Source organism: Paenibacillus sp. FSL H7-0737 (assembly GCF_000758545.1).
GTDB lineage: Bacteria > Bacillota > Bacilli > Paenibacillales > Paenibacillaceae > Paenibacillus_AQ.
The window spans coordinates 4,178,176-4,204,633 of sequence record NZ_CP009279.1 but is presented as its reverse complement, the minus strand read 5'-3'; the positions used below and the strand labels follow the sequence as shown (position 1 = coordinate 4,204,633).

The window sequence follows — 26,458 nt, the reverse complement described above, 5'->3', positions numbered from 1 at the left end:
AACATGTTACACTATTCTGGGTTCCTTTATATGGCATATAGGTAAGTATAAGCTTAGTCTTATAGATTTACTCAATGTCTCTCACAGAAATAAGGCCATTCTTTTACGAGTGGTAGAGCAGTTTCTGTTGGTTCCGGAATAGTGCTGCATGTTTAGCATCAGCCTATCCCTAACCCCGCGGCAATCAAAACGGAAAGCGAGATGACAACAGGCTGCCTGTTAAGTCACCACGCTACTTTAGGAGGCTACCGCTATGAATATCCACGAGTATCAGGGAAAAGAAGTGCTTAAGAAGTACGGTGTGGCCGTACCGAATGGAAAAGTAGCTTATACAGTGGAGGAAGCGGTAGAAGCCGCAGAGTCACTGAGTACACCGGTTGTTGTAGTTAAAGCTCAGATTCATGCAGGTGGACGAGGTAAAGCTGGAGGTGTAAAGGTTGCTAAGAATATCGATGAAGTGCGTACTTACGCAACCGAAATTCTCGGTAAGACTTTAGTTACTCACCAGACTGGTCCGGAGGGTAAGGTAGTAAAACGGCTGCTCATTGAAGAGGGCTGTCAAATTGTTAAAGAGTATTACATCGGTATCGTTGTTGATAGAGGAACTGGCCGAGTGGTTATGATGGCATCTGAAGAAGGTGGCACAGAGATTGAAGAGGTTGCAGCTACACATCCGGAGAAGATTTTCAAAGAAATCATTGATCCGGCAGTAGGTTTGCAGACTTTCCAAGCTCGTAAATTAGCTTACAGCATCTCTATTCCTAATGAACTGGTAGGCAAGACTGTTAAATTCATGCAAGCGCTATATCTAGCTTTTGTGGATAAAGATTGCTCTATTGCCGAAATTAACCCATTGGTAGTTACTGCGGATGGGAATGTGATGGCTCTAGATGCTAAATTGAATTTTGACCCCAATGCCTTGTTCCGCCACAAAGATATTCAAGAGCTTCGGGATCTAGATGAAGAAGATTTGAAAGAAATCGAAGCCTCTAAGTATGACCTGAGCTATATTGCACTTGATGGCAATATTGGTTGTATGGTGAACGGTGCAGGCCTAGCGATGGCAACAATGGATATAATTAAATATTACGGAGGCGAACCCGCCAACTTCCTTGATGTAGGGGGCGGTGCAACTACCGAGAAAGTTACAGAAGCCTTTAAAATCATTCTATCGGATGAAAAGGTAAATGGAATTTTCGTTAATATTTTCGGCGGTATTATGCGCTGTGACGTTATTGCTAACGGTGTTGTGGAAGCGGCAAGTCAATTGGGATTGACTAAACCGCTTGTTGTTCGTCTTGAAGGAACAAATGTTGGATTGGGTAAGCAAATCTTGGCAGGATCGGGACTTAACATTGTAGCTGCTGATTCTATGGCGGACGGTGCCCGTAAGATTGTATCTCTTGTGCAATAATGGCTCGCAAGTTGAAGCCAGTTATCGTATTTGACAATATAAGTAGGGATGTGACTTAAGGCATGAGCATTCTTGTAGATAAAAATACGAAAGTTATCACGCAAGGTATTACGGGAGCAACGGGCTTGTTCCATACTAAGGGTGCGCTTGATTATGGAACTCAGATGGTTGGAGGGGTAACGCCGGGTAAAGGTGGAACGACAGTTAATATCACCCTTGAAAATGGCAGTGAAGTTAGTCTTCCGGTATTTGATACAGTCGCAGCTGCTAAGGCAGCTACTGGTGCAACTGCTAGTGTGATTTATGTACCGCCAGCATTCGCAGCAGACTCCATCATGGAGGCTGTAGATGCAGAGTTGGATTTGGTTATCTGTATTACCGAAGGTATTCCAGTGCTTGATATGGTAAAAGTCTCACGTTATATGGAAGGTCGTTCTACAGTGTTGATCGGTCCAAACTGTCCGGGTGTTATCACTCCTGGAGAGTGTAAGATTGGAATCATGCCTGGCTATATTCATATGCCTGGTTATGTAGGAGTGGTCTCGCGTAGCGGAACGCTAACCTATGAGGCGGTTCATCAGCTGACCACGCGTGGAATTGGGCAATCTTCGGCTGTAGGTATTGGCGGAGACCCGGTTAAAGGCTCTGAGTTTATTGATATTTTGAAGCTGTTTAATGAAGATCCGGGTACGAAGGCAGTTATTATGATCGGAGAGATCGGTGGAACTGCAGAGGAAGAAGCAGCAGAGTGGATTCGTGAACACATGACCAAGCCAGTTGTAGGCTTCATTGGAGGAGCAACTGCACCTCCAGGCAAGCGTATGGGGCATGCTGGTGCTATCATTTCTGGAGGGAAAGGTACAGCAAGCGAAAAAATTGCCGTACTGGAAGCTTGCGGAATCAAGGTAGCCCCTACACCTGCTGAAATGGGTTCAACACTCGTAAGTGTGCTTGAAGAGCGCGGTATTCTCAATGCTTTTACATCGCACTAATTAGTGTAGTTAAGACAGAGAAATCACTCCACGTAGTGAGGTTATTTCGTGTATAATTAATTAAAGAGGTAAGCAACCTTTTGTTCCTATTTAGGGATGAAAGGTTGCTTTTTTTATTTTAAATAGAAATTTATTGAATTTAAAGAAATACTTGCGTTTTCATGATGTGTAACACAAAATAGGGAAGGCTAGGCCTTCCATGTTAAGGAGCGAAAAATGATATGGAAGAACGGGAACTACTATTCGGCTTTAATGAAGTGGAAGGCATTGGCTGGAAAACTATCGACAAAATTCGCAGAGCTGGGCTTTTGTCAGAAAAAGCATTTTCTTGTAGCTCAGAAGACTGGGAAAAGGTTGGATTGAGCGAGAAAGTGTCGATTCAACTTGCTTCTATATATACGTTGGAGTGGATAGCAAACCGCCGCTTACTAATGGAAGAAAGTGCTGTGAACATGGTTACGATTTTTGATGCAGACTATCCCCATTTATTGAAGGAGACAGCTCAGCCACCATGGATTCTTTATTATCGTGGGCGTTTGGATCTGTTATCGACACCCAGTGTAGCGATGGTCGGTACTCGTGTGCCAACAGCTTATGGACGGAAGGTAGGAGAGATCCTCACGAAAGAGCTTAGTGAAGCAGGTCTAACAGTGGTTAGCGGATTAGCTAGGGGGATTGATAGCGTTTCCCATGAAGCTGCGCTAAGAAGCGGTGGAGGCACAATAGCGGTAGTGGCTACAGGACTTGATCGGGTCTACCCGCCTGAGAATAAGGAGCTTGAACGATTGATTTCCCGTGATGGGTTAGTGCTAACAGAGTATCCCCTTGGAACCAAAAGTCATCCAGGGTTATTTCCGCAGCGCAATCGAATTATTGCAGGTCTCACATACGGGACAGTGGTCGTAGAGGCGGATAGTAAAAGTGGATCACTCATTACTGCAGATGCTGCCTTGGAGGCAGGACGGGATGTTTTTGCTGTCCCTGGACCTATTACATCTCCAAAAAGTAGAGGTGCTCTTGATCTGATTAAACAGGGGGCAAAGCTGGTAACCGGTGCACTAGATATTTTAGAAGAATACACTTCTTTTCTCCCGACAAACCTCTCAAAAACGGGTGAAAGCGGTCCCTCTAAACAGGTGGCTGATGATTTGTTAATTGAAAAGAAATTGACAAATGAGGAGTTACACCTATACCATATACTGCATCAAGGCCCCTTTATTTTGGACGATCTGCTTGTGAGGACAGGATGGGATTTTGGACATTTGCATTCAGTTCTGTTATCTTTAATCATAAAAAAAGCGGTAGCACAATTACCAGGAGCTATTTATAAGGTAATTTAATATAGAGGTACGAGTGTTAACGAGGAGGAAGAGTCTATGGCAGATGCATTGGTTATTGTCGAATCGCCCGCGAAAGCGAAGACAATTGGCAAATATCTAGGTAGTAAGTATATTGTAAAGGCATCTATGGGACACATCAGAGATCTACCGAAGAGTCAAATTGGTGTTGAGGTGGAGAATGATTTCAATCCCAAATATATTACGATTCGTGGTAAAGGTTCTATATTGAAGGAATTGAAAGACGCTAGTAAAAAAGTGAAAAAAGTCTATCTCGCAGCTGACCCCGATCGCGAAGGAGAAGCAATTGCTTGGCACTTGGCACATGCCCTGGATTTAGATAATACACAGGAATGCCGAGTTGTATTTAATGAGATCACCAAACAAGCGGTGAAGGATGCTTTTAAGACGCCACGCAAGATTAACATGGATCTTGTGAATGCACAGCAGGCAAGACGTATACTGGATCGGCTAGTAGGTTACAAGATTAGCCCTCTATTATGGAAGAAAGTCAAAAAAGGGTTATCTGCTGGACGTGTTCAATCTGTAGCTGTAAAGATCATAATGGATCGTGAGAATGAAATCTCCGCTTTTGTACCTACTGAATATTGGAGTATTACAGCTAAACTTGGGATTCGAGATTCTGTCTTTGAAGCTAAGTTTCATAAGCTGAATGGTGTGAAGAAGGAACTTAATCAGGAAAGCGATGTTCAAGAGGTCCTTGAGGCAATCAAGAACGCAGCTTTTAAGGTTAGTAATGTGAAGGAGAAGGAAAGACAACGGCATCCTTCGGCTCCTTTTACAACAAGTTCCCTTCAACAGGAAGCAGCTCGTAAGCTTGGATTCCGTGCAGCTAAGACAATGTCTGTTGCCCAGCAATTATACGAAGGTGTGGAACTAGGCAAAGAGGGAACCGTAGGTTTGATCACCTATATGCGTACGGACTCGACACGTTTATCTGTCACTGCACAGGATGAGGCTAAAGAGCTGATTACTGCTAAGTATGGTGAAAAGTTCTTACCTGAAGCCCCTCGCCAGTATTCAAAGAAAGCGGCTGGAGCGCAAGAAGCGCATGAAGCGATCCGACCAACTTCAGCACTTCGTGAACCGGAAATGGTCAAAGAGTTCTTAAGCCGGGATCAATTCCGTCTTTACAAGCTGGTGTGGGAGCGGTTCGTATCCAGTCAAATGGCGTCTGCTCTTCTTGATACACTCTCGGTTGATATAGAAGCAGGTACAGCCACATTCAGAGCGGTGGGTTCGAAGGTTTCATTCCCAGGGTTCATGAAGGTTTACGTGGAAGGTAACGATGATGGAACTACAGATGAAGATAAGTATTTACCGCCTCTTGAAGCGGGAGATGCTTTAAATAAGCAAGAGATCGAGCCGAAGCAGCATTTTACACAGCCACCACCGCGATATACAGAAGCAAGGCTTGTAAAGACACTTGAGGAATTAGGGATAGGACGCCCAAGTACGTATGCACCAACGCTTGAAACGATTCAGAAGCGTGGTTATGTAGCGATTGAAGAGAAAAAATTCATGCCTACAGAGCTTGGAGAACTTGTCATCGAGCAGATGGAACAATTTTTCCCGGAAATATTGAACGTAGAGTTTACGGCTAATATGGAAGGCGATCTTGACCATGTGGAAGAAGGCTCAGAAGATTGGGTGAAGGTTCTTGCCGAATTTTACGAGTCTTTCGAGAAGCGCTTAGTGTTTGCCGAAGAAGAAATGAAAGAAATTGAGATTGAAGATGAAGTCTCTGATGAGATCTGCGAGAAATGTGGTAAACCACTTGTATATAAATTAGGACGCTTTGGGAAGTTTCTAGCATGTTCTGGCTTTCCAGATTGCCGAAATACGAAGCCGATTATCAAAGATATTGGTGTAACTTGCCCTAAATGTAATGAAGGAAAAGTTGTAGAGCGTCGAAGCAAAAAAGGGCGTGTCTTTTATGGCTGCGATCAATATCCAGGGTGTGATTTCGTCTCTTGGGATAGACCATCCACTAAACCATGTCCATCTTGCGGGGCTTGGATGATTGAGAAACGCAATAAGCAAGGCACCAAACTGCAATGTACGTCTTGTGACCATACAGAGGCAGTTTTAGACAACGAAGAAGAGTTAGCAGAATAATAGTCTCTACAGGAGGAAATAAGACAGTGACAGATACAGCAAAGGTAACAGTAATTGGAGCAGGTCTCGCAGGAAGTGAAGCGGCCTGGCAAATAGCCTCTCAAGGCGTACCGGTAAGATTGTATGAAATGAGACCAGTGGTGAAGACGCCAGCACACCACACCAATCAATTCGCAGAACTAGTATGCAGCAACTCCTTGCGTGCAAATGGTTTAGGCAATGCGGTGGGTGTATTAAAGGAAGAAATGCGACGTTTAAACTCTCTTGTATTAGGTGCGGCTGATCGCCACGCTGTACCTGCTGGCGGTGCACTTGCCGTGGATCGGGATGGTTTCTCGGGAGAAATTACGAGTACATTGCATAATCATCCGCTTGTGGAAGTCATAAATGAAGAACTTACGCATATACCGGAGGAAGGGATTGTTGTTATTGCAACGGGTCCACTAACTTCCCCTGCATTATCTGCTGAAATTAAGGGTCTATTAGGTGAAGAGTATTTCTATTTTTATGATGCTGCAGCACCGATTGTTGAGAAGGACAGTATTGATATGAATAAAGTGTATCTGGCTTCCCGTTATGACAAAGGGGAAGCAGCATATTTGAACTGTCCTATGACTGAAGAGGAGTTTGACGTGTTTTATGACGCGTTGATTTCTGCAGAGACGGCGGCACTCAAGGATTTTGAGAAAGAGATATACTTTGAGGGCTGTATGCCTATCGAAATCATGATGAAGCGCGGTAAGCAAACTGCATTGTTTGGTCCGATGAAGCCTGTTGGGCTTATCAATCCGCACACAGGTAAGCTACCTTACGCGGTAGTGCAGCTTCGTCAGGATAACGCTGCTGGAACGCTTTACAATCTGGTGGGCTTTCAAACGCACTTGAAATGGGGCGAACAGAAGCGGGTATTCTCGCTGATTCCAGGTCTTGAGAACGCTGAATACGTTCGGTATGGGGTAATGCACAGAAATACCTTTATTAATTCTCCTAAACTCTTGCATCCTACTTATCAAATGAAGGGTAAAGAAAGGCTGTACTTTGCTGGACAGATGACTGGCGTGGAAGGTTATGTGGAATCAGCAGCTTCAGGTCTGATTGCCGGCATTAACGCTGCTAGAGCCGCACTTGGTCAAGAAGGACTGATCTTCCCACAAGACACGGTGCTTGGTAGTATGCCTGCTTATATCACTTCCGCTGATCCGGAGCATTTTCAGCCTATGAATGCCAATTTTGGTCTTCTGCCGAAGGTGGAGAAGAAAATCCGTAATAAGAAAGAAAAGAATGAGATTTTAGCGCATCGTGCACTAGACAGTCTTGCCGAGTACGCCAATCGTACGGGCCTTGCTTATAAAGAGCCGGAGGCTATCGATAACCAAGAATAAGCGCCTTGGGCGTCCTTATAAGGATGATAAGCGTTAGCGTTTAAGTGAGAAATATAAGGATAATGTATAACGTGAAACGTATACTTCTTATTTTTGAACAAAGCCCATCTTAAGGAGGTAACTACAATCATGGTACCCAGCTTTCATGCGACTACAATTTGTGCTGTAAGACATAACGGACAGGCAGCTATAGCAGGTGATGGTCAGGTTACATTCGGAGAGAGTGTAATTATGAAGACGACGGCCAGAAAAGTTCGTCGCTTATACAGAGGACAAGTAATAGCAGGGTTTGCAGGATCTGTGGCCGATGCTATCACTTTGTTCGAAAAATTCGAAGGCAAGTTGGAGGAGCATCATGGAAACCTGCAACGGGCAGCCGTAGAATTGGCGAAAGACTGGCGTCAAGATCGTATTCTTCGAAAACTTGAGGCATTGATGATTGTTATGGACAAGGAAGGAATGCTCTTGATCTCCGGAAATGGTGAAATTATCGAGCCAGATGATGATGTGCTCGCTATTGGTTCCGGTGGTAACTTTGCACTTGCTTCCGGTCGCGCGCTCAAACGTCATGCTCCAAATCTTGCTGCTGCGGATATCGCTCGTGAAGCTCTTCAGATTGCATCAGAAATATGTGTGTATACTAACTCCAATATTATTGTTGAGCAATTATAGGCTCAGTGCCATAGAGACAAGGAGGAATTCACGATGGTGAATCAATCGCTAACACCCCGTCAAATCGTAGCTGAATTGGATAAATATATTGTAGGTCAGAAACAAGCTAAGAAATCGGTAGCTGTTGCCCTTCGTAATCGTTATCGGCGCAGTCTGCTGGCTGAGGAACTGCGTGATGATGTTGTTCCTAAGAACATCTTGATGATCGGACCTACTGGTGTAGGGAAAACTGAGATTGCTCGGCGTCTAGCTAAGCTCGTTAATGCTCCGTTCATCAAAGTGGAGGCAACCAAATTCACTGAGGTGGGTTATGTAGGGCGAGATGTGGAGTCTATGGTGCGTGATTTAGTTGAGACCTCTATTCGTATGGTGAAGCTAGAGCGTACGGAAAAAGTGAAAGACCGTGCAGAAGAACTGGCTAATGAGCGGATTGTCTCTATATTAGTGCCTTCGTCTTCAAAAAATAAATCTCAGAAGAATCCTTTTGAGATGATTTTTGGCGGGAACTCTTCACAAGAGGATTCTAAAGAAGATTCCGAACCAGATGGAAGCTTAAGCGAACGCCGTCGCGGGGTTAGATTTAAGCTGCTTGCTGGTCAATTGGAAGAAGATATCATTGAAATAGATGTTGAGGATACAGCGCCATCTATGCTGGATATGTTTGCAGGGCAAGGGAACGACCAGATGGGGATGAATATGCAAGAAATGTTTGGTAGCTTGCTTCCGAAGCGGACGAAGAAGCGCAAGCTTCCTATCCGTGAGGCTCGTAAAGTGCTAATTCAAGATGAAGCAACCAAACTGATTGATATGGATGATGTCATTCAGGAATCTGTGACACGCGCTGAACAATCGGGTATTATTTTTATCGATGAGATTGATAAGGTTGCAAGTCAAGGAAAGGGTTCGGGCCCTGATGTATCACGTGAAGGTGTGCAAAGAGATATCCTTCCAATTGTAGAGGGTTCTACAATCATGACAAAATACGGTCCTGTGAAGACGGACTACGTGCTCTTCATGGCTGCCGGGGCTTTTCATGTTGCTAAACCTTCTGATCTGATTCCAGAGCTTCAGGGGCGTTTTCCGATTCGCGTAGAACTAAGCAGTCTGACACTGGAGGATTTTGTTTCCATCTTAACAGAGCCAGAGAACGCTTTGACGAAACAATATGTTAATTTGTTAAAAACCGAGGACATTGAAGTGGAGTTCCAGAAAGATGCTATTTATGAAATTGCCAAAATAGCTGCTTCAGTGAATCAAAATATGGAGAACATAGGTGCTCGACGTCTTCATACGATTTTGGAGAAGTTATTGGAGGATCTTTCTTTTGAAGCACCTGAGCTGACGCTGGACACTATGGTTATTACACCAGAGTATGTGCGTGAGAAATTGGCAAGTATTGCGCAGGATCGTGATCTAAGTCAGTATATTCTTTAATGCGACAAATTCTTATTCTTTTGGATTTGGGCATATTGAATTAGAAAATTACAATTTAGTGTCATTAATAGGTAAAAAAATGTAAAAAGATGCAATTAAAAAGATAATTTTGAGTTAAAAAAGGAATAAAATAGCAATAAAGTGCTAAAAGCCCTGTCTTTTCTAAAAAGATAGGGCTTATTTCTTATTGTAATAATATACAAATTAAATGAAAATCAATGTATGTGAAAATACTAATTAGTTATACTTTGCGACAAGGTTCGACGTAGAAACTGATAAATAGAGGACTTTTATACTTTATTTGTCGAAATCAAGCAGGTTTTTTAAGGAAAGTTGTGGAATTCATTTCATTATGATAGCTTTGAAAGGAGGAATTATCTTGGGATTGCTGAATAGTGTCAGTTTTCAACGATTGCAGGGAGGCATTGATGCTGCCTACAAACGACAAAATGTTCTAGCGAATAATGTGGCTAACGAAGATACGCCAAATTTCAAACGTTCTGATGTTTCATTCGAAAGTTTCCTTCAGCAACAAGAAAGTGGAATAAAACCTACACTTAACGCGAAGGTAACGGACTCCCGACATTTTCAATTTGGTAGTAAAAGAATTGTACCAGCAGCTGTCGTTAGTACGGATGAAACTACCTCGATGAATAATAACGACAACAATGTGGATGTAGAACGAGAAATGGCGTTAAGTGCTGAGAACCAACTCAGGTATAGTTCTTATGTCGAGCAGATCAACAGTCAAATTTCGATGATGCGAGCTGTAATTCAAGGAGGATAAGATTGCATGAACTTTGGGAGTAGTTTTGGGATAAGTGCATCAGCATTAACAGCTCAACGATTGCGGATGGACGTGATTTCCTCCAACGTGGCCAATGCGGAAACTACAAGAGCATCGGTCGTTGATGGCAAAGCCGTTCCTTACCGTCGAAAACTTGTTGTTATGGAAGCTACCGAAAGCAATAAGTTCTCGAATATACTAAATTCGAAATTGAACGGTAGTAGTAGTGAAGGTGTAAAGGTGCAGTCCATTATAGAAGATACTTCACCGTTAAAGCCAGTTTACAACCCAAGCCATCCTGATGCGGATGCCGAAGGTTATGTCTATATGCCAAACGTAGATATTACTAAAGAAATGGTAGATATGTTATCTGCATCACGTTCTTATGAAGCCAATGTCACGATGCTGAATGCATCTAAAGCTATGGTAAGTAAAGCACTCGAAATTGGGCGCTAAACGTAATTAACACAAGGAACGCTTCCACAGTGAGTTTTGTACGAAGTGAATCTAGGAAGCATAAGCTTACAAAACTTTTAGGAGGGAAACAGTTGATACAGAATATCACTAATGGGGTTCAAGCTGTACAGCAGCTTGCCATGAAACCAACATCTACCGAAGTTTCATCCACTCCTGCTAATGCCATGGAGAGCTTTGGTTCTTATCTTGAGAATGCACTCACTAAAGTAGCAGATCAGGAACAACAAGCAAAGGATATGAGTAATAAATTTGTATTGGGAGAAGTGAACATAGACGAGGTGATGATTTCTTCCCAACAGGCTTTACTGAGTTTGCAGTTGACTACACAAGTCCGGAACAAAGTGATAGAAGCCTATCAAGAAATTATGAGAACTCAAATTTAATTAATTCCTAGCTTAGTTCCGGATGGGGTGACACTGTGAATGAAAGATTTGCCCAATATCGGGAGAAGGTGACCCTGTATTGGAACAGATTTAGTGGTAAACAGAAGATTTTATTCTTTTCTACATTGTTTATCATTCTAATAATAATCGTAGTATTAACCATGCAGCTTTCAAAGACAGAATATGAAGTAGCGTTTCAAGATTTGGACAGCACAGATTCAGCTGGAGTAATGAACTACTTGGATACAGCAGGTGTTTCATACCGATTAAGCCAAGATGGAAAAAGCATCTCCGTGCCAAGCACAGAAGCGGCTCGAATAAAGGTGGATATCGGTTCTCAGGGGATTGTTCAGGGGGGCTCTATCGGTTATAAGGTCTTTAATGAAAATTCGTCAATGATAGGGACGACAGATAGTGAGTTTAATGTGAAGTATAATAATGCATTAAACGGTGAAGTAGAACAGTTAATGAGACGTATGCAAGGAATTAAGGATGCTAAAGTGCTGATTAATCTGCCTAAAGAAACAGTTTTTGCTTCCCAGGCTGACCAAGAGCAAGCATCTGCATCCGTTGTGCTCTCATTTAATCCGGGATTCAGACCCACTCAAGATAATATTGATGGGTACTTTAACCTTGTAAAGACGGCTGTTCCAAATCTACCAATCGATAACATTACGATTGCTAATAATGAAGTCGAGTTAATGCCTACGGCCAAAGGTGGACAAGCTGGAGTTTCCAGCCAAGTCGAAGAGAACTTCGCTCTTCAGAAGAAATTCGAAGAAGAAGTAAAGAAAGATGTGAAACAATTCCTTAGCACTCTTACGGGTCCAGATAAAGTTGATGTTCTTGTATTTTCGAAGCTGAACTTTGACAAGGAAAACCGGAAGGAGAATCTCGTAACCCCTGTGGATACAGAGAACATGAAGGGGATTGAGATCAGTTCACAAATCATTAGTAATTCGTATTCGGGTCAAGGAAATACAACTGGTGGAGTGGCAGGCACTGGTTCACAAGATGTAGCGGGCTATCCTTCACAAGCCGGTACGGATACTTCTACTTCGGAAGAATCTTCTGAAACGAGGAACTATGAAGTAAACCGAATTACAAAGGATGTTATCGCAAGTCCCTTTACTGTTAAAGATTTAACCATAAATGTTGCAGTTGAACCACCTACAGGACAAAATACTTTGGACGCTGCTACATCAGCAGCAATTCAAAACATTTTGGTAAATATTGTTCGTGCTTCGCTCGCAGATTCAGGTACTACATATACAGACGCTGATTTAACCAAAAAGGTTTCGGTGTATTCTCAACAATTTGGCGGAACCGCTGCTAATACAACACCAGGTGGTCTTGCCACATGGATGTTATGGGCTATCGGAGCAGCTGCATTGCTGGTTGGAGCAGGTGGAGGATATCTAATCTATCGGAGTCGTAAGAAGACTGTGGAAGAGGAAGATGAAGACATTCCATTGCAGGTTCCTACCGAATTTCCATCTATTAATTTGGAAAGTGTGACGAATGACAGTCAAGTTCGTAAGCAATTGGAAAGTTTGGCTAAGAAAAAGCCAGACGAATTCGTAAATCTGCTGCGTACATGGCTTGCAGACGAACAGAGGTGAACTAATGGCAAAGGCTAGTCAGCAGGGGCTTAGTGGCCGTCAAAAGGCCGCGATCCTGCTTATCACACTAGGGCCCGAGGTATCGGCGCAAATATTCAAACATTTAAGAGACGAGGAGATTGAACAATTAACTCTTGAAATTGCCAATGTCCGTAAAGTGGACAGCAGTGAAAAAGAGTCGATCATGTCTGAGTTCCATCAGATATGCCTCGCCCAGGAATATATATCACAAGGCGGTATTAACTACGCCAAAGAGATTCTGGAGAAAGCACTTGGTTCCGCAAAAGCAATGGAGGTCATTAACCGTCTGACTGCGACTTTGCAGGTAAGACCTTTCGATTTTGCACGCAAGGCTGATCCAAACCAGATTTTGAACTTTATTCAGAATGAGAATGTCCAGACTATCGCACTTGTATTGTCTTATCTGCAATTCGAACAAGCCGCAGCTATTCTCTCCTCATTACCTCAAGAGAAGCAGGCGGAGGTGGCTAGAAGAATTGCTGTAATGGACAGCACCTCTCCGGAGGTCATTACACAAATTGAACGAGTGCTAGAGCAGAAGCTTTCTGCTACAGTAACTCAGGATTATACAAATGCTGGCGGTATCGAATCAATCGTACAGATCTTGAATGGTGTTGACCGTGGGACAGAGCGCACAATTCTGGATTCTCTCGAAATTCAAGATCCAGAGCTCGCCGAGGAAATCAAGAAGCGGATGTTCGTATTCGAGGATATTGTCAATGTGGATAACCGTTCGATTCAGCGTATTATTCGTGATATTGATAATGCGGACCTGCAGCTTGCCCTTAAGGTTGCAAGCGAAGAAGTACGAGATGTTATTTTCCGGAATATGTCCAAACGTATGGCAGAGACATTCCGAGAAGAAATGGAGTACATGGGTCCTGTGCGGTTGCGTGATGTAGAAGAAGCGCAAACGCGTATTGTAGGTACGATCCGCAGACTCGAAGAGTCTGGAGAAATTATCATCGCTCGTGGCGGAGGAGATGACATCATTGTCTAAGCTGATTAAGCATTCTCAGTATGTTCCAGTTGATGTACTGAAAAGATTGGAGCAGGCCCGGCACTATGCGGGCCTAACTGAGGAGCCCGTTCCAGAGGAGACTGTAAGCGAGACTCACTATCATGATCCCGCTCGTGAAGAGGCTGAAGTGGCACGTAAGCAAATGCTTAAAGACGCCCAAGAATTTGCTGAAGAGCAAGTACGGAATGCCTCTCTTGAAGCGGAACAGATTGTTGAATCCTCAAAAGCGGAGGCTGAAGAGTGGTGGAAAGAGCGGCGTGAGCAGGATGAACATCTAGTTGAGGCCGTCAAAGCCGAGGCTTATCAGCTAGGGTATCAAGAAGGTGTTTCTCAAGCTGAGCAAGAGATGAAGCTCAAAATTGCAGCGATGATGGATGAAGCTCGTGCTGTTTTAACTGAAGCCTATAAGGCAAGGGATGTCATTATTCAGGAAGCTGAACCTTTCTTGGTTGAGCTAAGCTGTGATATTGCGGAGAAAATTGTGGACAGACAGTTAACGGTTGAGCCGCAGTTTGCAATGGATTTGATTCGGAAGAATCTAGCTCGTAAACGTGAGCAGGGGCTGATTTCACTGTGTGTATCACCTGCGCAGTTCGCTTTCGTAAACGCAGCAAGGGAAGAATTGTCATTAGCGGTTGACTCGCAGGCTGAACTACAGATCTTGCCTGACTCGACTGTGAAAGATCAAGGTTGTGTAATCCGCTCCTCCTTTGGCAGCATAGATGCCCGAATTGATACTCAGCTTGCAGAAATCAAGAAAGAGCTGGTTAGAATCGCGCTGGACACCGATGAGCAGAGAAATGGGGAAGAAGATGCTTGATAGTAACCGTTATAAGGAGCAACTTCGTAATCTCGATCCGGTGAGGATCAATGGGAAAGTGACGCAGGTTATCGGTCTTATGGTTGAATCTGAAGGACCTGATGCTAGCATTGGTGATGTGTGCTATATCTATCCTTCTAAAGGAAATAAGCCGCTGCAAGCTGAAGTCGTTGGTTTCCGTGACAACAAGGTGCTATTAATGCCACTTGGAGAACTGCAGGCAATTGGACCTGGTTGTGATGTAGTGGGAACAGGTAAGCCGCTTAGTGTTCAGGTGGGTTCAGAATTGCTGGGTAAGGTACTGGATGGTCTAGGGCAACCGCTTGATGGTTCCCTGATCCCAGCTCGAATGCCACATAGTTCGACCTTTAACATTCCGTCCAATCCACTCAATAGACCACGAGTGCAAGAACCTATTAGCATCGGTGTAAGAGCGATAGATGGTTTGCTAACAATTGGTAAAGGTCAGCGGGTGGGGATTTTCGCTGGTTCAGGGGTCGGCAAAAGTACGCTCATGGGAATGATTGCACGTAATACATCAGCAGATGTTAATGTTATCGCTCTGATTGGGGAACGTGGCAGGGAAGTACTGGATTTCATCGAACGCGATTTGGGACCTGAGGGTTTGCAGAGGTCAGTTGTTATTGTCGCTACATCTGATCAGCCTGCATTAATTCGAATTAAGGGAGCACTTATTGCTACTACGATTGCTGAGTATTTTCGGGATCGTGGACTTAATGTGATGCTGATGATGGATTCGGTCACTCGTTATGCTATGGCTCAACGTGAAGTTGGACTTGCAGTCGGAGAACCACCAGCTATGAGAGGTTACACACCATCTGTATTTGCAAGCTTACCTAAACTACTAGAACGCGCCGGAACTGGTCCTACAGGCTCTATCACAGCTTTTTACACTGTATTGGTTGATGGTGATGACATGAATGAGCCGATCGCTGATGCAGTGAGAGGAATACTCGATGGACATATCGTCCTTAACCGAAGTATTGCGAACAAAGGACATTTTCCAGCAATAGATGTGCTTTCCAGCATTAGTCGTGTAATGAAGGATATTGCGCCAGAAGAACAGATCGCCGCAGCAGAGAATGTTAAGCGACTAATGGCCGTGTACAAGGATTCAGAGGATTTAATTAATATCGGAGCGTATCAGAGAGGCTCCAATGCTCAAATCGATGAGTCGATGGAGTATATAGACAGTATATGGGAATTCACCAAACAAAGAGTGAATGAAAAAGTTACGCTGGCTGAAGTTCAACAGTCTTTAATTTCACACTTCTCGAGGAGTTGATTCAGTATCATGAGATTTCATTATACTTTTCAAAAAGTCGTTGACTTGAAGGGCAATGAGAAGACACAGGCAGAATGGATGCTCTCAAGCGCGCTTGGAGAATTGCAGGCACAAGAAAGAAGCCTGGATGAACTCACCTTTCAGCGGAGCGCTATTATGTTATCTTTACAAAATGCCGCAGAACAAAAGGCACCTATGGCGAAGATTCGTGAAATACAAGAATATGTAGAATACCTGGATATATGCATTGCCCGTAAACATACGGACATTAGAAGTGCACATCAGGAAGTCTTGAAGAAGCAAGATCAGTTAAGCACAAAGGTATTAGATGAAAAAGTATGGTTAAAGGCAAAAGATAAGGCTGAGACACAGTTTCAGCAAAGTATGATTTTACGGGAACAAAACGAACTGGATGAGATGGCAACCGTCCGCTTCGCGATGAAATCCCTCTAACCCGGGAGGTTTCCGCTAGTGGCTAAAATTGATAATGACATGGAACTTGAAAATGAAGGGTCAGCGGGGAAATTTGAGCGGTTCTTATTTCTAATGATACCGATTATCTTCACGCTAGTACTGCTTGGAGTACTGTTGACGCTTTTTAATATGGACATTCGTAATAACGTGCTTGAAGTTGCGAATAAAATTCCGATTCTGGAAAAATGGGTTCCTGATCCGCCAACAGATCCTTCTAAACCGAAGGAAGAAAGCAAAAAGCAGGAAGTGAGCTCAAACTCAACGATTAAGGAGCTCAAAGCTCAGCTTGCCCAGAAGGCAGATGAGTTGAAGAAGGTCACAGATGAAAAAACAGCCCAGGATACCAAGGTTCAGGCGCTAGAGTCGCAAATTGAGGGGATGAAGACGGAAGCTGCTGCAGCTGCTGAAGTAAACAGTGAGGAAACAGAAGATCCTTATCAGAAGCAGGTTACTGATCTGGCGAAGCTGTACGCGGGCATGAAAGCTTCCAAAGCTGCACCGATTATGGAGAATTTGACTACAGAAGAGATGGTGCAGATATTCAGCGTGATGAATAAAGCGAGTAAAACTGCGATTCTGGAAAAAATGGATCCTCAAAAAGCGGCAGATGTCACGATTAAGTTGAAAGAAACTACCTCTTCGGGTGATATGGCAATTGCTGCTCTTCAATCTAGATTGAAAAAAGAAGCTGGTAGCACTACTCAAACGACTAAAACTAGTACAAATCTGGATAAGGAAAAGTTGAACCAAACCTTTAGTTCAATGACGCCTGCCAATGCAGCTTCTCTACTAGGAGAAATGTATAAGATTAGCCCTGATAAAGTAGTAACGATTATGAATACCGTTAGTGATAGTGTTCGTTCTTCGATTTTGGGAGAAATGACTAAAAATGATAGTGCGCAAACCGCGAAGATTGTTAACCGTTTGATGGGTGCTAAATAAATATTGAAAGGAGGTGAAAAATAATATGAGTTTAGTGGTTCAATCGCTTGTGAGCGCAAATGCTACAGCCGCAAGTGGTAGCTCATCAACTTCTACTGGCACAACAGCTGCTGTACCTTTCGCGCAGACTTTAGTGCAAACTATGGGAGGAAACACAGCTAACACCACATCGGTACCTACTGATCCGCTTCTGGGAAATCTAGCCTCTTTATTGCAAGGTCTTTTAAAGGAAGTGCAGACAACTGGAGAAGATCAAGGGGGACAAGATACGCAGAATTCTGATCTTATCGAGAAGCTAACTGCTGATGTTGAAAATCTAGATGAAAGCATCAATAGCGATCCTGCTGTGCTGGTAGCTTTACAAGCTTGGCTACTTCAGGTATCAGCTCTTCTATCGGGAAGTCAAGCGACTGAGGGTGATGCTACATCTGATACGGAGTCGGCAGGAAGCTTGTCGCCGTTAGCTAAGCATGCGGATACACTGCGATTTGCTGTTCAAGATGATTTGCAAAGTTTAGTTACTATGATTCAGGAAGCTGCTGTCAGTGGGAACGAAGAAGCTGCTAGTAAAGGAATAAGCCTGTTAAATAATTTCACAGCAATACTAGAACAGTCCTCCGCTAACACTATTAAGGGGAAGGGAAAGAACTCCAGTACAAATGAAAATTCTGGTGTATCTGTACAACAACCTATAGTGACTGAAAGCAAAGGTAATACGACGGACAAAACCATTCAAAACCTTAGTAATCGTGCTGGAGAAGCAGCTGCAATTAAGAATGAAGCAGTCCTAACTTCGCCTGTGACCTCAGGAGCTGTTCAAGATCCTGAAGCAGAGCTTACCGCTCCATTGATTAAAAGCAGTGCAACTGGAGAGACAAAGCAGGCAGAATCAGCTCAAGATTCCACATCAGGAACTACTATCATAGAAGGAGATCATGAGGTTGTAACTGCTGGTCAACTAGCTCTTAGGGGAGGAATTACTGCTCCGTTGAAGGCTGAGGTTCCAGTAGCTCCTGTACCCGTTCATCAGTTTGCACAGGAAATGACCGGTTTTATTACAGGTAAATTGGAGATTGTGCAAAAAGGCGGAGTAGCTGAGGCTACGATATCACTCTTTCCAGAAAATCTCGGACAAGTAGATGTTAAGATTACTATGCAAAACGGCCATCTGGTTGCACAGTTTATGACTGAACATTCCGGAGCAAAGGATATGTTGGAACAGCAGATGAACCAGCTTCGAGCGGCATTGCAGTCTCAAGGCCTCCAAGTAGAAAAATTGGAAGTCACACAAAATAATACCCCCCTCAATTCAGGGTGGGGTCAAGAAGGACGCCAACCTGGTTCTGGAAGTGGTCAGCAGGGAAGACGCTCCAAAGAAAGTCGTGAGGAAGCTAATGATGCCATTCTTGCCGCAGAGCTAAATGGTGAATGGAAAGATTGGGTTTCAAACGCAGGGCAAGAAGATGAGAATCAAGGAAACTCCTTCTCTGCCAAAGCTTAAACTTATCACAAGTGAAAGAGAGGTGAACGGTTATGACGACAACAACAACTCCTCCTGTTTCTACTAAAGACCAGTGGAATTATACAACTCCTGAATCTACTAAAACAACAGGAAATTCTGTCTTGGGTAAGGATCAGTTTTTGAAGATTTTGATCACCCAGCTGCAGAATCAAGATCCGATGCAGCCGATGCAAGATAAAGAATTTATTGCTCAAATGGCACAGTTTACATCTGTTGAGCAGCTGATGAATATCTCTACACAGCTTACATCAATGAATCAGTCTCTTGGATCAGTATCCGGCTTGATTGGTAAAGATATCACATGGACGGATACCGCCACAAATCTACCTAAGACAGGGAACGTTGAATCAATCGTTGTCAGCAAAGGGATTCAATATGCGGTTGTGGGGAAAGACAGAATTGCTTTAACCGATATTACACAAATTCAGAATCCCGCAACAACAGAGAATGGTTCTGGTACAGATAGTAATACTCCGGAGAATAACGGAGGAAGCGAGGCGACAATATGAGTGACAGGCTGACCATAGGCCAACTGTATCCTGCGTCGTCCCTACATTCCTCAACGTTACAGCGATCTTCGATACCGAAGCAGACTGTGACTGGAGAAGCCACCTTTGAGAGCGTACTGCAACAAAATCTTCTAAAATTCAGCAATCATGCTGCTAAGCGTCTTGAACAAAGAGGAATTGAACTTGGAAGCAGACAACTGGATCAGATATCTTCTGCTGTGGATAAAGCTGCTGCCAAAGGCAGTAAAGAATCCTTGATATTAATGAAGGACTTGGCATTTATCGTAAGTGTCCCGAATCGTACGGTTGTAACCGCTATGGATGGAAATTCGATTAAAGATAACGTGTTTACGCAAATTGATAGTGCAATTGTGATTTCATAACCGGCTGGTCCTAACGGAAAGCCGAGGCGGCCGCTGACCGACTGACGCGGTCCCATTCACTTAGTAAGTTATTAGGACTCTATAATCTGGGAGGACAACACAAATGTTAAGATCTATGTATTCAGGGGTTTCGGGGATGAGAGGCTTTCAGACTAAGCTTGATGTAATCGGTAATAACATTGCCAATGTCAATACAATTGGTTTTAAATCAGGACGGGTTATGTTCAAGGACATTATGAGTCAAACTGTTTCTGGTGTAACTGCTCCTAGTGATGATGGTGCAGGTGGTATGAATGCTAAACAAATCGGACTAGGCGTAAGTATCGCTTCTATCGATACACTCCATTTACCCGGTAGTGCTCAAACTACTAATAACCCGACAGATTTACGCATTGACGGAGATGGTTTTTTCCTAGTAAAGCTATCAGAAGATCAAGAAACACCTTTCTTGACTCGTGCAGGAGATTTTCATGTAGATGCTGCACGTAATCTTGTAACTTCTGACGGACTTCATGTGCTAGATTCCGATGGTGGACCCATTCAACTGGGTGATGATGTAACAGCGTTCTCCATTTCCAATGATGGAACGATTGTTCAGACCATGTCGGATGGAACGACTGAAGCAGGTGTGAAGATCGGTGTAGCTAAGGTTACTAATCCATCTGGATTAGAGAAGATTGGTGGCAATCTATACCGTATGTCACTTAATGCGAATGCAGAAGGTGAGCTTGTTCCGACTACAGCGAATAATACAGAAGATGGCACTGGGGCGATCATTTCTGGTCAACTCGAAATGTCGAATGTGGATCTTACGAATGAATTTACAGAAATGATCGTATCGCAACGTGGATTCCAGGCGAACTCCCGTATCATTACGACTTCTGATGAAGTGCTGCAGGAAGTAGTTAACCTGAAGCGTTAATTTTATCAATAATTTAATATCTTTTTTTAAAGATTAACGCGGAGTCGTGGGGGAGATACCCCTCCCCCTATTTTTGTTAGGAGGCCTGTTATGATATCGGTAACGAGATTAAATGGAACACCGATGTGGATCAATGCCCTACTGGTAGAAATGGTAGAAGAAAGCCCGGATACATATATTACGCTAGTAACCGGAAAAAGACTGATCGTGCTTGAAAAAGCTGATGAAGTTATTACGAAGATCCGGGATTATAACAGGGACATAGGCACATATGCTGCCACCATTAAAGTCCAGTCAATGGAGGAGCTAACATGAAGAAGATGCTGCCATGGTTACTTACGATTTTACTTGCGATTACACTTATCGTGATCGCCGCATTTTTATTAATGGACAAGATCTTTCCGAAAGATTCGAATGATGTAAATGCTGCGGTTCAAAGTGTGGAAACCAAGTATTTAACTGCAGATGAAATCGTCGAATTAACGGCAGAGATCAAAGATATCAAAACAAATCTTGCTGATCCCGATTATATCGTTCAAATAGATTTCGCCTTCCAACTGAATTCTGCGAAATCAAAGGAAGCATTCGAAAAAATAAAAGAGATCAAAATCAAACCGATTATTATCAAAACGCTTGCAGATACCAAACCTGAGGAGCTTAATGGAGCAAATGGCAAAGACCAGCTTAGCAGCAAGCTTGTTAATCTGATCAATAAGACATTGACCGAAGGCAAAATCACTCAGATCGAAGTCACCAAATACCTTTTGGCTTCTATGTAGCTTCAGGCATGATAATTCTTTGATAGGGGGGTGATTGAATTGGTTGATGTACTATCACAAAACGAAATAGATGCTCTACTTGCTGCACTTTCTTCAGGTGAGATGGATGCCGATGAACTTAAAAAGGAAGAAACTCAGAAGAAGATCCGATCTTATGACTTTAAACGGGCTGTTCGATTTTCTAAAGATCATATTCGTAGTCTTACAAGGATTCATGACAATTTCGCACGCTATCTTACAACGTACTTTTCAGCCCAATTACGCACCTTTGTGCAGATTAATGTCGTTCAAGTAGAGCAGCTCCCTTATGATGAATTCATTCGTTCCATTCCGAAAATGACAATACTGAACATTTTTGAAGCCGAACCTTTAGAAGGTCGAATGGTAATGGAAGTTCATCCAAACATCGCTTTCGCTATGCTGGACAGATTGCTGGGCGGTTTTGGGACTGCGCCATCTAAGATTAATGCTTTAACTGAAATCGAAACAACGATTATGGAGCGTATCTTCAGCAGATGTTTTGAGAGCTTGCAGGAGGCTTGGAAGACTGTGCTGGATATCCATCCGCGCATGGAAGCGCTCGAAACGAACCCACAGTTCATGCAAATTGTATCGCCAAATGAGACCATTGCATTGATCTCGTTAAGCACCAAAATAGGAGATACAACAGGTATGATCAATCTGTGCATACCGCACGTCGTTCTGGAACCAATAATGTCTAGACTATCTGTTCACCAATGGTTTGTAACAGAGAAGAAGACGCGGGATGCAGATGAACTTGAAGCTATTAAAGCTAGAGTTCATAAGGCGAAACTGCCGATTGTCGCTGAACTTGGAGAATCGAGCTTATCTATATCTGAGTTTCTTGGGCTTAGCGTCGGTGACGTGATCTCACTAAACAGGAATGTAGATTCTGGACTCTCGATTAAGGTAGGGGAGAAGCTTAAGTTCATCGGAAGTCCTGGAATGGTGAAAGACCGGGTAGCCGTGCAAATAGACGAGATTGTCAGTGAAGGAGTTGAAGAATTTGACGAGTAAAGATTATTTATCCCAAGAAGAAATCGACGCCCTTCTGAGACAATCTGCGGAAGGCTCATTGGCTCCTTCAGAGAAAACGGTAAATGACTATTTAACACCGTTTGAACAGGATGCTTTGGGTGAAATCGGTAATATAACGTTTGGTAGTGCAGCGACAGCTCTTTCCACATTACTAGGGAAAAAGGTTGATATTACAACCCCTCAAGTTTCCATCATTACACGCGGGGAATTTGAAGTGGCTTTTCCTAAACCACATGTAGCTGTACACGTGGAATATGTAGATGGATTTCAGGGTATTAACTCTCTTGTTATTAAGATTAGGGATGCACAGGTCATCGCAGATTTAATGCTTGGTGGAGAAGGCGAACCTAAAGATGAAGAATTGAATGAAATTCACATTAGTGCTGTGCAGGAAGCAATGAACCAAATGATGGGTTCTTCTGCCACATCAATGTCTACGATCTTCAATCGGTTTGTTAATATTTCACCTCCGGGTATCGACATTCTGAACATGTCCAGCGGTGAAGGTGTCGGCAGCTTACCCAATGACGAAACCTTAATTCGAATTTCGTTCCGACTTAAGATAGGAGATTTAATCGACTCTACTATTATGCAGCTCTTGCCTGTCCAGTTTGCTAAGGATATGGTAACGATGCTTCTGGGTGATGTAAGCCCTGCAGCGCAGGAGGCTGCAGTTACGTCGACAGAGACTCCTGCTAAGCCGGCTCAAGAGACGCCTCCTGTAGCTCCTCCAGTGCAACAGGCGCCTTCACAGCCCGTAGGAGAAACACCTCCGCCGTACCCGCCGCAGGGGATGCCTGGTTATCCAGGAATGCCAGAAGGCGGATATTATTACCCTCCAGCAGGAATGCCGGCGTATGGCATGCCAGGGATGCCACCCTACGGAATGCCGCCTCAAGGCATGCCTTATGGGCAGACACCACCGCTTAGTCCTGAAGCGAATCGCAATGTAAATGTACAGCCTGTACAGTTTGCTAACCTTAACGGTGGAGCTTTTGGTCATATTGATGAAAACAATTTAAATTTATTGATGGACATACCGCTTAGAGTAACCGTAGAATTAGGAAGGACCCAGAAGCAGATTAAAGATATTTTAGAAATGTCTCAAGGCTCGATCATTGAGCTGGACAAGCTCGCCGGTGAGCCTGTAGATATTTTGGTTAACAACAAGCTTATTGCCAAAGGTGAAGTCGTAGTTATCGATGAAAACTTCGGCGTACGCGTTACGGATATCGTCAGCCAGTGGGACCGAATTCAGAAATTACAATAAGCATACTTAGGGAGGATTTTGTAAAAATGGCTAACCGAATTCTAATCGTGGACGATGCAGCATTTATGAGAATGATGATCCGTGACATTTTGTCGAAAAACGGATTTGAAGTAGTGGGCGAAGCTCAGGACGGTTCTCAAGCTATAGAGAAATTTAAAGAACTGCGTCCAGACCTTATCACGATGGATATAACTATGCCTGAGATGGACGGAATCGCCGCCCTGAAAGAAATCAAGAAGGTAGATCCGGCTGCTAAGGTCATCATGTGTTCAGCCATGGGCCAGCAGGCTATGGTTATCGATGCTATTCAAGCAGGAGCAAAAGACTTTATTGTGAAGCCTTTCCAAGCTGACCGAGTTATCGAAGCTATCAACAAAACGTTGGGTGTGTAGGAAAAAGACATGCCCCTCAATTCAGAACCGCTCGGGAGCAATAACACCCTGCTGAATTTGCTTAACGTTATTATTGTCCTTGCGGTAATCATTGTACTTATTGTGCTGCTGATCCGTTTTCTTGGACGTCGTAATCAGACCTTTATGAGCGGGCGCTCCATTCGAACGCTTGGTGCTGTAGGGCTGGGACCTAACAAGTCGATGCAGGTTATTGAACTGGGAAGCAGCCTTTACTTAATCGGGATTGGTGAGAACATATCCATCTTGGATAAAGTCACTGATCCGGATGAGGTGGCTTTGATCATTGCAGCATTTGAGGATCAGTCCTCCAACCAGAATAATTTTCTCGCACCGCTTATTGCCAAGGTTAAGGTTAAGCTGCGTGGGGAGGTTCCATCAGAAGAAATCGAGCTTAGTGAAACATCATCTTTTTACGAGACACTGCAATCCAAGCTTCGTTCTGCACCAGAGCGAAAAGAGAAAATGGAAGAGCTGTTACGGGATGATGTTACTAAGGATGAGTCGAGGAATTTATGAAAAAGAAGCTAATTCTTGCTATTCTGCTATTCGGGTTCATTAGTATAGTTATGATGCGGCCGATACATGCTGATCCTATACCTAATGTTAATATTCAGGTCGGTAATGAAGATGGTTCAAGCGGTGGTACCAGTTCCATATCGATTCTTCTTCTCGTTACGGTTCTGAGTATTGCTCCGGCGTTTCTAGTTCTTATGACCAGTTTTACTAGAATTGTAATCGTGCTCGGTTTTGTTAGAACCTCACTTGGTACTCAGGCCATGCCTCCGAATCAGGTGCTGGTAGGGCTTGCTCTGTTTCTGACCCTGTTCATTATGTCGCCAACTTTGGCGCAAGTGAATGAAACGGCATTACAGCCGTATATGAAGGGGACGATTACCCAGACTGAGGCTTTTGATAAAGCTGCTGATCCGATGAAAGAGTTTATGTTTAAACAGACCAATTCCAAAGACCTTTTGTTATTTATGAAATATACCGGTTATACGGGATCGGCTAAACCGGCTACATACAGTGATATTCCACTGACGGTGATGGTGCCAGCTTTCGCAATTGGAGAATTGAAAAAAGCTTTTACAATGGGCTTCTTAATTTTCATTCCATTTCTGATTATTGATATTGTTGTGGCGAGTACGCTGATGGCTATGGGGATGATGATGCTTCCCCCGGTCATGATTTCATTACCTTTTAAAATTATGCTCTTTGTACTGGTAGACGGCTGGTACTTAGTCATTAAATCACTACTTCTTAGTTTTAACACCTGACCTTAAGAGGAGGCATGAGGATTGAGTACGGAGTTTATTATCGGTCTAGCAAGCCAAGCCGTATATTTAGTGCTGGAAGTCAGCGCTCCCATGCTGATTCTTGGTCTGGTGGTAGGGCTAATAATCAGTATCTTTCAAGCTACGACACAGATTCAGGAACAGACGCTAGCGTTTGTTCCAAAAATCGTCGCAGTACTGCTGGCTTTATTGCTATTTGGACCGTGGATCATCACGAAGCTAATTGACTTTACTAGCCAAATTCTAGGCAGTCTCTATATGTATATTGGTTAACCAATGAACATGGATACCTTATTGCAAAGTTTACCCGTCTTTTTGCTTATTTTTTGTCGAATTACAGCCTTTTTTGTTGTCGTTCCTGTATTTTCTTCTCAAGGGGTACCGACAACTTTTAAGATTGGCATATCTTTTTTTGTAGCATTGGTAGTCTTTAGTGCTAATGGAACAGGGATTACTATTCCGCAGGATTTTAGTTATATTTTGCTTATTATGAGAGAAGTATTAATAGGCTTATTGCTAGGTTTCATTGGATATTTGATGTTTATGGCGATTCAGACAGCAGGTTCTTTCATAGATATTCAGATTGGCTTCGGTATTGCCAACGTCATTGATCCTATGACAGGAACGTCAGCACCTATTCTCGGTAATTTCAAATATATGATAGCCCTGCTAATGTTTTTGAGTATGAATGGACATCACCATTTACTAGATGCCATTGTGTACAGCTATAAATGGATTCCTATGAATAATGATTTATTTCTACGCATGGTTGATGGTAGTTTGTCAGAGTTTCTGGTCCGAACATTTGCGCAGTCGTTTGTATTAGCGTTTCAAATGTCGGCTCCATTAGTAACTGCACTGTTTCTGACCGATGTTGGTCTTGCTTTTTTAGCGAGAACGGCTCCGCAATATAATGTATTTGTTATAGGGGTTCCTCTAAAAATCATCATAGGTATTGCACTTCTTTTAGTGCTGATGCCAGGTCTGGCTGTGTTGTTTCAGAATCTCTTCGAAATCATGTTCGAATCCATGGAGAATTTACTGGGTCTCATGGGGAAGAAGCCGTAGGTGACCGTAAGGGGA

29 protein-coding genes are annotated in these 26,458 nt (G+C 43.3%); all 29 read left to right on the top strand.

Translation table 11 applies throughout. The features are described 5' to 3' along the window. Positions 1-253 precede the first annotated feature (253 nt). The 29 genes from sucC (at position 254) to fliR (ending at position 26,443) form a co-directional block, all read left to right on the top strand. Complete coding sequence (gene sucC / locus H70737_RS18390) at positions 254-1,414, top strand: ADP-forming succinate--CoA ligase subunit beta (protein ID WP_042128955.1); 1,161 nt, start codon at positions 254-256, stop codon at positions 1,412-1,414. 62 nt (positions 1,415-1,476) lie between these two features. Continuing rightward, on the top strand, positions 1,477-2,406 hold the full coding sequence (gene sucD, locus H70737_RS18385; RefSeq protein WP_042128953.1) for a succinate--CoA ligase subunit alpha: 930 nt from the start codon (positions 1,477-1,479) through the stop codon (positions 2,404-2,406). Between the two features lie 221 nt (positions 2,407-2,627). Then, the gene (gene dprA / locus H70737_RS18380) at positions 2,628-3,746 is read left to right on the top strand and encodes a DNA-processing protein DprA (RefSeq protein WP_042189458.1); all 1,119 of its coding nucleotides are present in this window, start codon (positions 2,628-2,630) and stop codon (positions 3,744-3,746) included. 36 nt (positions 3,747-3,782) lie between these two features. Continuing rightward, on the top strand, positions 3,783-5,882 hold the full coding sequence (gene topA / locus H70737_RS18375) for a type I DNA topoisomerase (protein WP_042189457.1): 2,100 nt from the start codon (positions 3,783-3,785) through the stop codon (positions 5,880-5,882). Next, the gene (gene trmFO / locus H70737_RS18370) at positions 5,882-7,264 is read left to right on the top strand and encodes an FADH(2)-oxidizing methylenetetrahydrofolate--tRNA-(uracil(54)-C(5))-methyltransferase TrmFO (protein ID WP_156113145.1); all 1,383 of its coding nucleotides are present in this window, start codon (positions 5,882-5,884) and stop codon (positions 7,262-7,264) included. The genes topA and trmFO overlap by 1 nt, the downstream gene beginning before the upstream one ends. A gap of 129 nt (positions 7,265-7,393) precedes the next feature. After that, positions 7,394-7,936, top strand: a complete 543-nt coding sequence (gene hslV, locus H70737_RS18365) for an ATP-dependent protease subunit HslV (protein ID WP_042189455.1) — start codon at positions 7,394-7,396, stop codon at positions 7,934-7,936. Positions 7,937-7,969: 33 nt separating this feature from the next. Then, complete coding sequence (hslU, locus tag H70737_RS18360) at positions 7,970-9,370, top strand: ATP-dependent protease ATPase subunit HslU (protein ID WP_042189454.1); 1,401 nt, start codon at positions 7,970-7,972, stop codon at positions 9,368-9,370. A gap of 379 nt (positions 9,371-9,749) precedes the next feature. Further along, positions 9,750-10,157, top strand: a complete 408-nt coding sequence (gene flgB, locus H70737_RS18355) for a flagellar basal body rod protein FlgB (RefSeq protein WP_042189453.1) — start codon at positions 9,750-9,752, stop codon at positions 10,155-10,157. A gap of 6 nt (positions 10,158-10,163) precedes the next feature. Next, complete coding sequence (flgC, locus tag H70737_RS18350) at positions 10,164-10,613, top strand: flagellar basal body rod protein FlgC (RefSeq protein ID WP_042189452.1); 450 nt, start codon at positions 10,164-10,166, stop codon at positions 10,611-10,613. 92 nt (positions 10,614-10,705) lie between these two features. Next, complete coding sequence (gene fliE, locus H70737_RS18345) at positions 10,706-11,017, top strand: flagellar hook-basal body complex protein FliE (RefSeq protein ID WP_042189451.1); 312 nt, start codon at positions 10,706-10,708, stop codon at positions 11,015-11,017. 35 nt (positions 11,018-11,052) lie between these two features. Continuing rightward, positions 11,053-12,639: a flagellar basal-body MS-ring/collar protein FliF gene (fliF, locus tag H70737_RS18340; RefSeq protein WP_042189450.1), complete on the top strand. Its 1,587-nt coding sequence runs from the start codon at positions 11,053-11,055 to the stop codon at positions 12,637-12,639. 4 nt (positions 12,640-12,643) lie between these two features. Beyond that, on the top strand, positions 12,644-13,660 hold the full coding sequence (gene fliG / locus H70737_RS18335; protein ID WP_042128934.1) for a flagellar motor switch protein FliG: 1,017 nt from the start codon (positions 12,644-12,646) through the stop codon (positions 13,658-13,660). Next, complete coding sequence (locus H70737_RS18330; protein WP_042189449.1) at positions 13,653-14,501, top strand: FliH/SctL family protein; 849 nt, start codon at positions 13,653-13,655, stop codon at positions 14,499-14,501. Before fliG ends, H70737_RS18330 begins: the two co-directional genes overlap by 8 nt. Then, positions 14,482-15,807 carry a flagellar protein export ATPase FliI gene (fliI, locus tag H70737_RS18325; protein WP_042128931.1) on the top strand — a complete coding sequence of 442 codons (1,326 nt, stop codon included), beginning with the start codon at positions 14,482-14,484 and terminating at the stop codon, positions 15,805-15,807. Before H70737_RS18330 ends, fliI begins: the two co-directional genes overlap by 20 nt. Before the next feature lie 9 nt (positions 15,808-15,816). Beyond that, positions 15,817-16,260 (top strand): flagellar export protein FliJ, encoded by a 444-nt coding sequence (gene fliJ, locus H70737_RS18320; RefSeq protein ID WP_042189448.1) that lies wholly within the window; start codon positions 15,817-15,819, stop codon positions 16,258-16,260. A gap of 18 nt (positions 16,261-16,278) precedes the next feature. Then, positions 16,279-17,223 (top strand): MotE family protein, encoded by a 945-nt coding sequence (locus H70737_RS18315; protein WP_331281384.1) that lies wholly within the window; start codon positions 16,279-16,281, stop codon positions 17,221-17,223. Positions 17,224-17,248: 25 nt separating this feature from the next. Further along, a complete protein-coding gene (locus tag H70737_RS29885) occupies positions 17,249-18,724 on the top strand; it encodes a flagellar hook-length control protein FliK (protein WP_052404339.1) in 1,476 nt (491 codons plus the stop codon). A 32-nt stretch (positions 18,725-18,756) separates the two neighbouring features. Next, positions 18,757-19,254, top strand: coding sequence for a flagellar hook capping FlgD N-terminal domain-containing protein (locus H70737_RS18305; RefSeq protein WP_076285418.1), 498 nt, complete (start codon positions 18,757-18,759; stop codon positions 19,252-19,254). After that, on the top strand, positions 19,251-19,637 hold the full coding sequence (locus H70737_RS18300) for a TIGR02530 family flagellar biosynthesis protein (RefSeq protein ID WP_042189447.1): 387 nt from the start codon (positions 19,251-19,253) through the stop codon (positions 19,635-19,637). Before H70737_RS18305 ends, H70737_RS18300 begins: the two co-directional genes overlap by 4 nt. A 103-nt stretch (positions 19,638-19,740) precedes the next feature. Continuing rightward, entirely contained in the window at positions 19,741-20,559 is an 819-nt protein-coding gene (flgG, locus tag H70737_RS18295; protein WP_042189446.1) for a flagellar basal body rod protein FlgG, read from the top strand. A 90-nt stretch (positions 20,560-20,649) separates the two neighbouring features. Next, a complete protein-coding gene (locus H70737_RS18290) occupies positions 20,650-20,874 on the top strand; it encodes a flagellar FlbD family protein (protein WP_042128923.1) in 225 nt (74 codons plus the stop codon). Then, positions 20,871-21,338 (top strand): flagellar basal body-associated FliL family protein, encoded by a 468-nt coding sequence (locus H70737_RS18285; RefSeq protein ID WP_042189445.1) that lies wholly within the window; start codon positions 20,871-20,873, stop codon positions 21,336-21,338. The genes H70737_RS18290 and H70737_RS18285 overlap by 4 nt, the downstream gene beginning before the upstream one ends. 39 nt (positions 21,339-21,377) lie before the next feature. Further along, positions 21,378-22,376, top strand: a complete 999-nt coding sequence (gene fliM / locus H70737_RS18280) for a flagellar motor switch protein FliM (RefSeq protein ID WP_042189444.1) — start codon at positions 21,378-21,380, stop codon at positions 22,374-22,376. Continuing rightward, positions 22,366-23,667 (top strand): flagellar motor switch phosphatase FliY, encoded by a 1,302-nt coding sequence (gene fliY, locus H70737_RS18275; protein ID WP_042189443.1) that lies wholly within the window; start codon positions 22,366-22,368, stop codon positions 23,665-23,667. Before fliM ends, fliY begins: the two co-directional genes overlap by 11 nt. Before the next feature lie 26 nt (positions 23,668-23,693). Next, on the top strand, positions 23,694-24,059 hold the full coding sequence (locus H70737_RS18270; protein WP_036688523.1) for a response regulator: 366 nt from the start codon (positions 23,694-23,696) through the stop codon (positions 24,057-24,059). Between the two features lie 9 nt (positions 24,060-24,068). Then, the gene (locus H70737_RS18265; RefSeq protein ID WP_042189442.1) at positions 24,069-24,596 is read left to right on the top strand and encodes a flagellar biosynthetic protein FliO; all 528 of its coding nucleotides are present in this window, start codon (positions 24,069-24,071) and stop codon (positions 24,594-24,596) included. Beyond that, positions 24,593-25,357, top strand: a complete 765-nt coding sequence (fliP, locus tag H70737_RS18260) for a flagellar type III secretion system pore protein FliP (RefSeq protein ID WP_042189441.1) — start codon at positions 24,593-24,595, stop codon at positions 25,355-25,357. The genes H70737_RS18265 and fliP overlap by 4 nt, the downstream gene beginning before the upstream one ends. Before the next feature lie 21 nt (positions 25,358-25,378). Beyond that, positions 25,379-25,648 carry a flagellar biosynthesis protein FliQ gene (gene fliQ / locus H70737_RS18255; RefSeq protein ID WP_042189440.1) on the top strand — a complete coding sequence of 90 codons (270 nt, stop codon included), beginning with the start codon at positions 25,379-25,381 and terminating at the stop codon, positions 25,646-25,648. A gap of 9 nt (positions 25,649-25,657) precedes the next feature. Beyond that, positions 25,658-26,443: a flagellar biosynthetic protein FliR gene (fliR, locus tag H70737_RS18250; RefSeq protein ID WP_042194135.1), complete on the top strand. Its 786-nt coding sequence runs from the start codon at positions 25,658-25,660 to the stop codon at positions 26,441-26,443. Positions 26,444-26,458: the final 15 nt, after the last annotated feature.

Bases quoted from the DNA above. Each gene is read 5' to 3' on its own strand.
- H70737_RS18265 (WP_042189442.1), top strand. From the start codon at position 24,069: ATGCCCCTCAATTCAGAACCGCTCGGGAGCAATAACACCCTGCTGAAT.
- fliR (WP_042194135.1), top strand. From the start codon at position 25,658: ATGGATACCTTATTGCAAAGTTTACCCGTCTTTTTGCTTATTTTTTGT.
- dprA (WP_042189458.1), top strand. From the start codon at position 2,628: ATGGAAGAACGGGAACTACTATTCGGCTTTAATGAAGTGGAAGGCATT.
- sucC (WP_042128955.1), top strand. From the start codon at position 254: ATGAATATCCACGAGTATCAGGGAAAAGAAGTGCTTAAGAAGTACGGT.
- fliG (WP_042128934.1), top strand. From the start codon at position 12,644: ATGGCAAAGGCTAGTCAGCAGGGGCTTAGTGGCCGTCAAAAGGCCGCG.
- sucD (WP_042128953.1), top strand. From the start codon at position 1,477: ATGAGCATTCTTGTAGATAAAAATACGAAAGTTATCACGCAAGGTATT.
- fliP (WP_042189441.1), top strand. From the start codon at position 24,593: ATGAAAAAGAAGCTAATTCTTGCTATTCTGCTATTCGGGTTCATTAGT.
- fliI (WP_042128931.1), top strand. From the start codon at position 14,482: ATGGGGAAGAAGATGCTTGATAGTAACCGTTATAAGGAGCAACTTCGT.
- topA (WP_042189457.1), top strand. From the start codon at position 3,783: ATGGCAGATGCATTGGTTATTGTCGAATCGCCCGCGAAAGCGAAGACA.
- fliJ (WP_042189448.1), top strand. From the start codon at position 15,817: ATGAGATTTCATTATACTTTTCAAAAAGTCGTTGACTTGAAGGGCAAT.
- flgC (WP_042189452.1), top strand. From the start codon at position 10,164: ATGAACTTTGGGAGTAGTTTTGGGATAAGTGCATCAGCATTAACAGCT.
- H70737_RS18300 (WP_042189447.1), top strand. From the start codon at position 19,251: ATGAGTGACAGGCTGACCATAGGCCAACTGTATCCTGCGTCGTCCCTA.
- flgG (WP_042189446.1), top strand. From the start codon at position 19,741: ATGTTAAGATCTATGTATTCAGGGGTTTCGGGGATGAGAGGCTTTCAG.
- hslV (WP_042189455.1), top strand. From the start codon at position 7,394: ATGGTACCCAGCTTTCATGCGACTACAATTTGTGCTGTAAGACATAAC.
- H70737_RS18290 (WP_042128923.1), top strand. From the start codon at position 20,650: ATGATATCGGTAACGAGATTAAATGGAACACCGATGTGGATCAATGCC.
- hslU (WP_042189454.1), top strand. From the start codon at position 7,970: ATGGTGAATCAATCGCTAACACCCCGTCAAATCGTAGCTGAATTGGAT.
- H70737_RS29885 (WP_052404339.1), top strand. From the start codon at position 17,249: ATGAGTTTAGTGGTTCAATCGCTTGTGAGCGCAAATGCTACAGCCGCA.
- H70737_RS18285 (WP_042189445.1), top strand. From the start codon at position 20,871: ATGAAGAAGATGCTGCCATGGTTACTTACGATTTTACTTGCGATTACA.
- H70737_RS18270 (WP_036688523.1), top strand. From the start codon at position 23,694: ATGGCTAACCGAATTCTAATCGTGGACGATGCAGCATTTATGAGAATG.
- H70737_RS18305 (WP_076285418.1), top strand. From the start codon at position 18,757: ATGACGACAACAACAACTCCTCCTGTTTCTACTAAAGACCAGTGGAAT.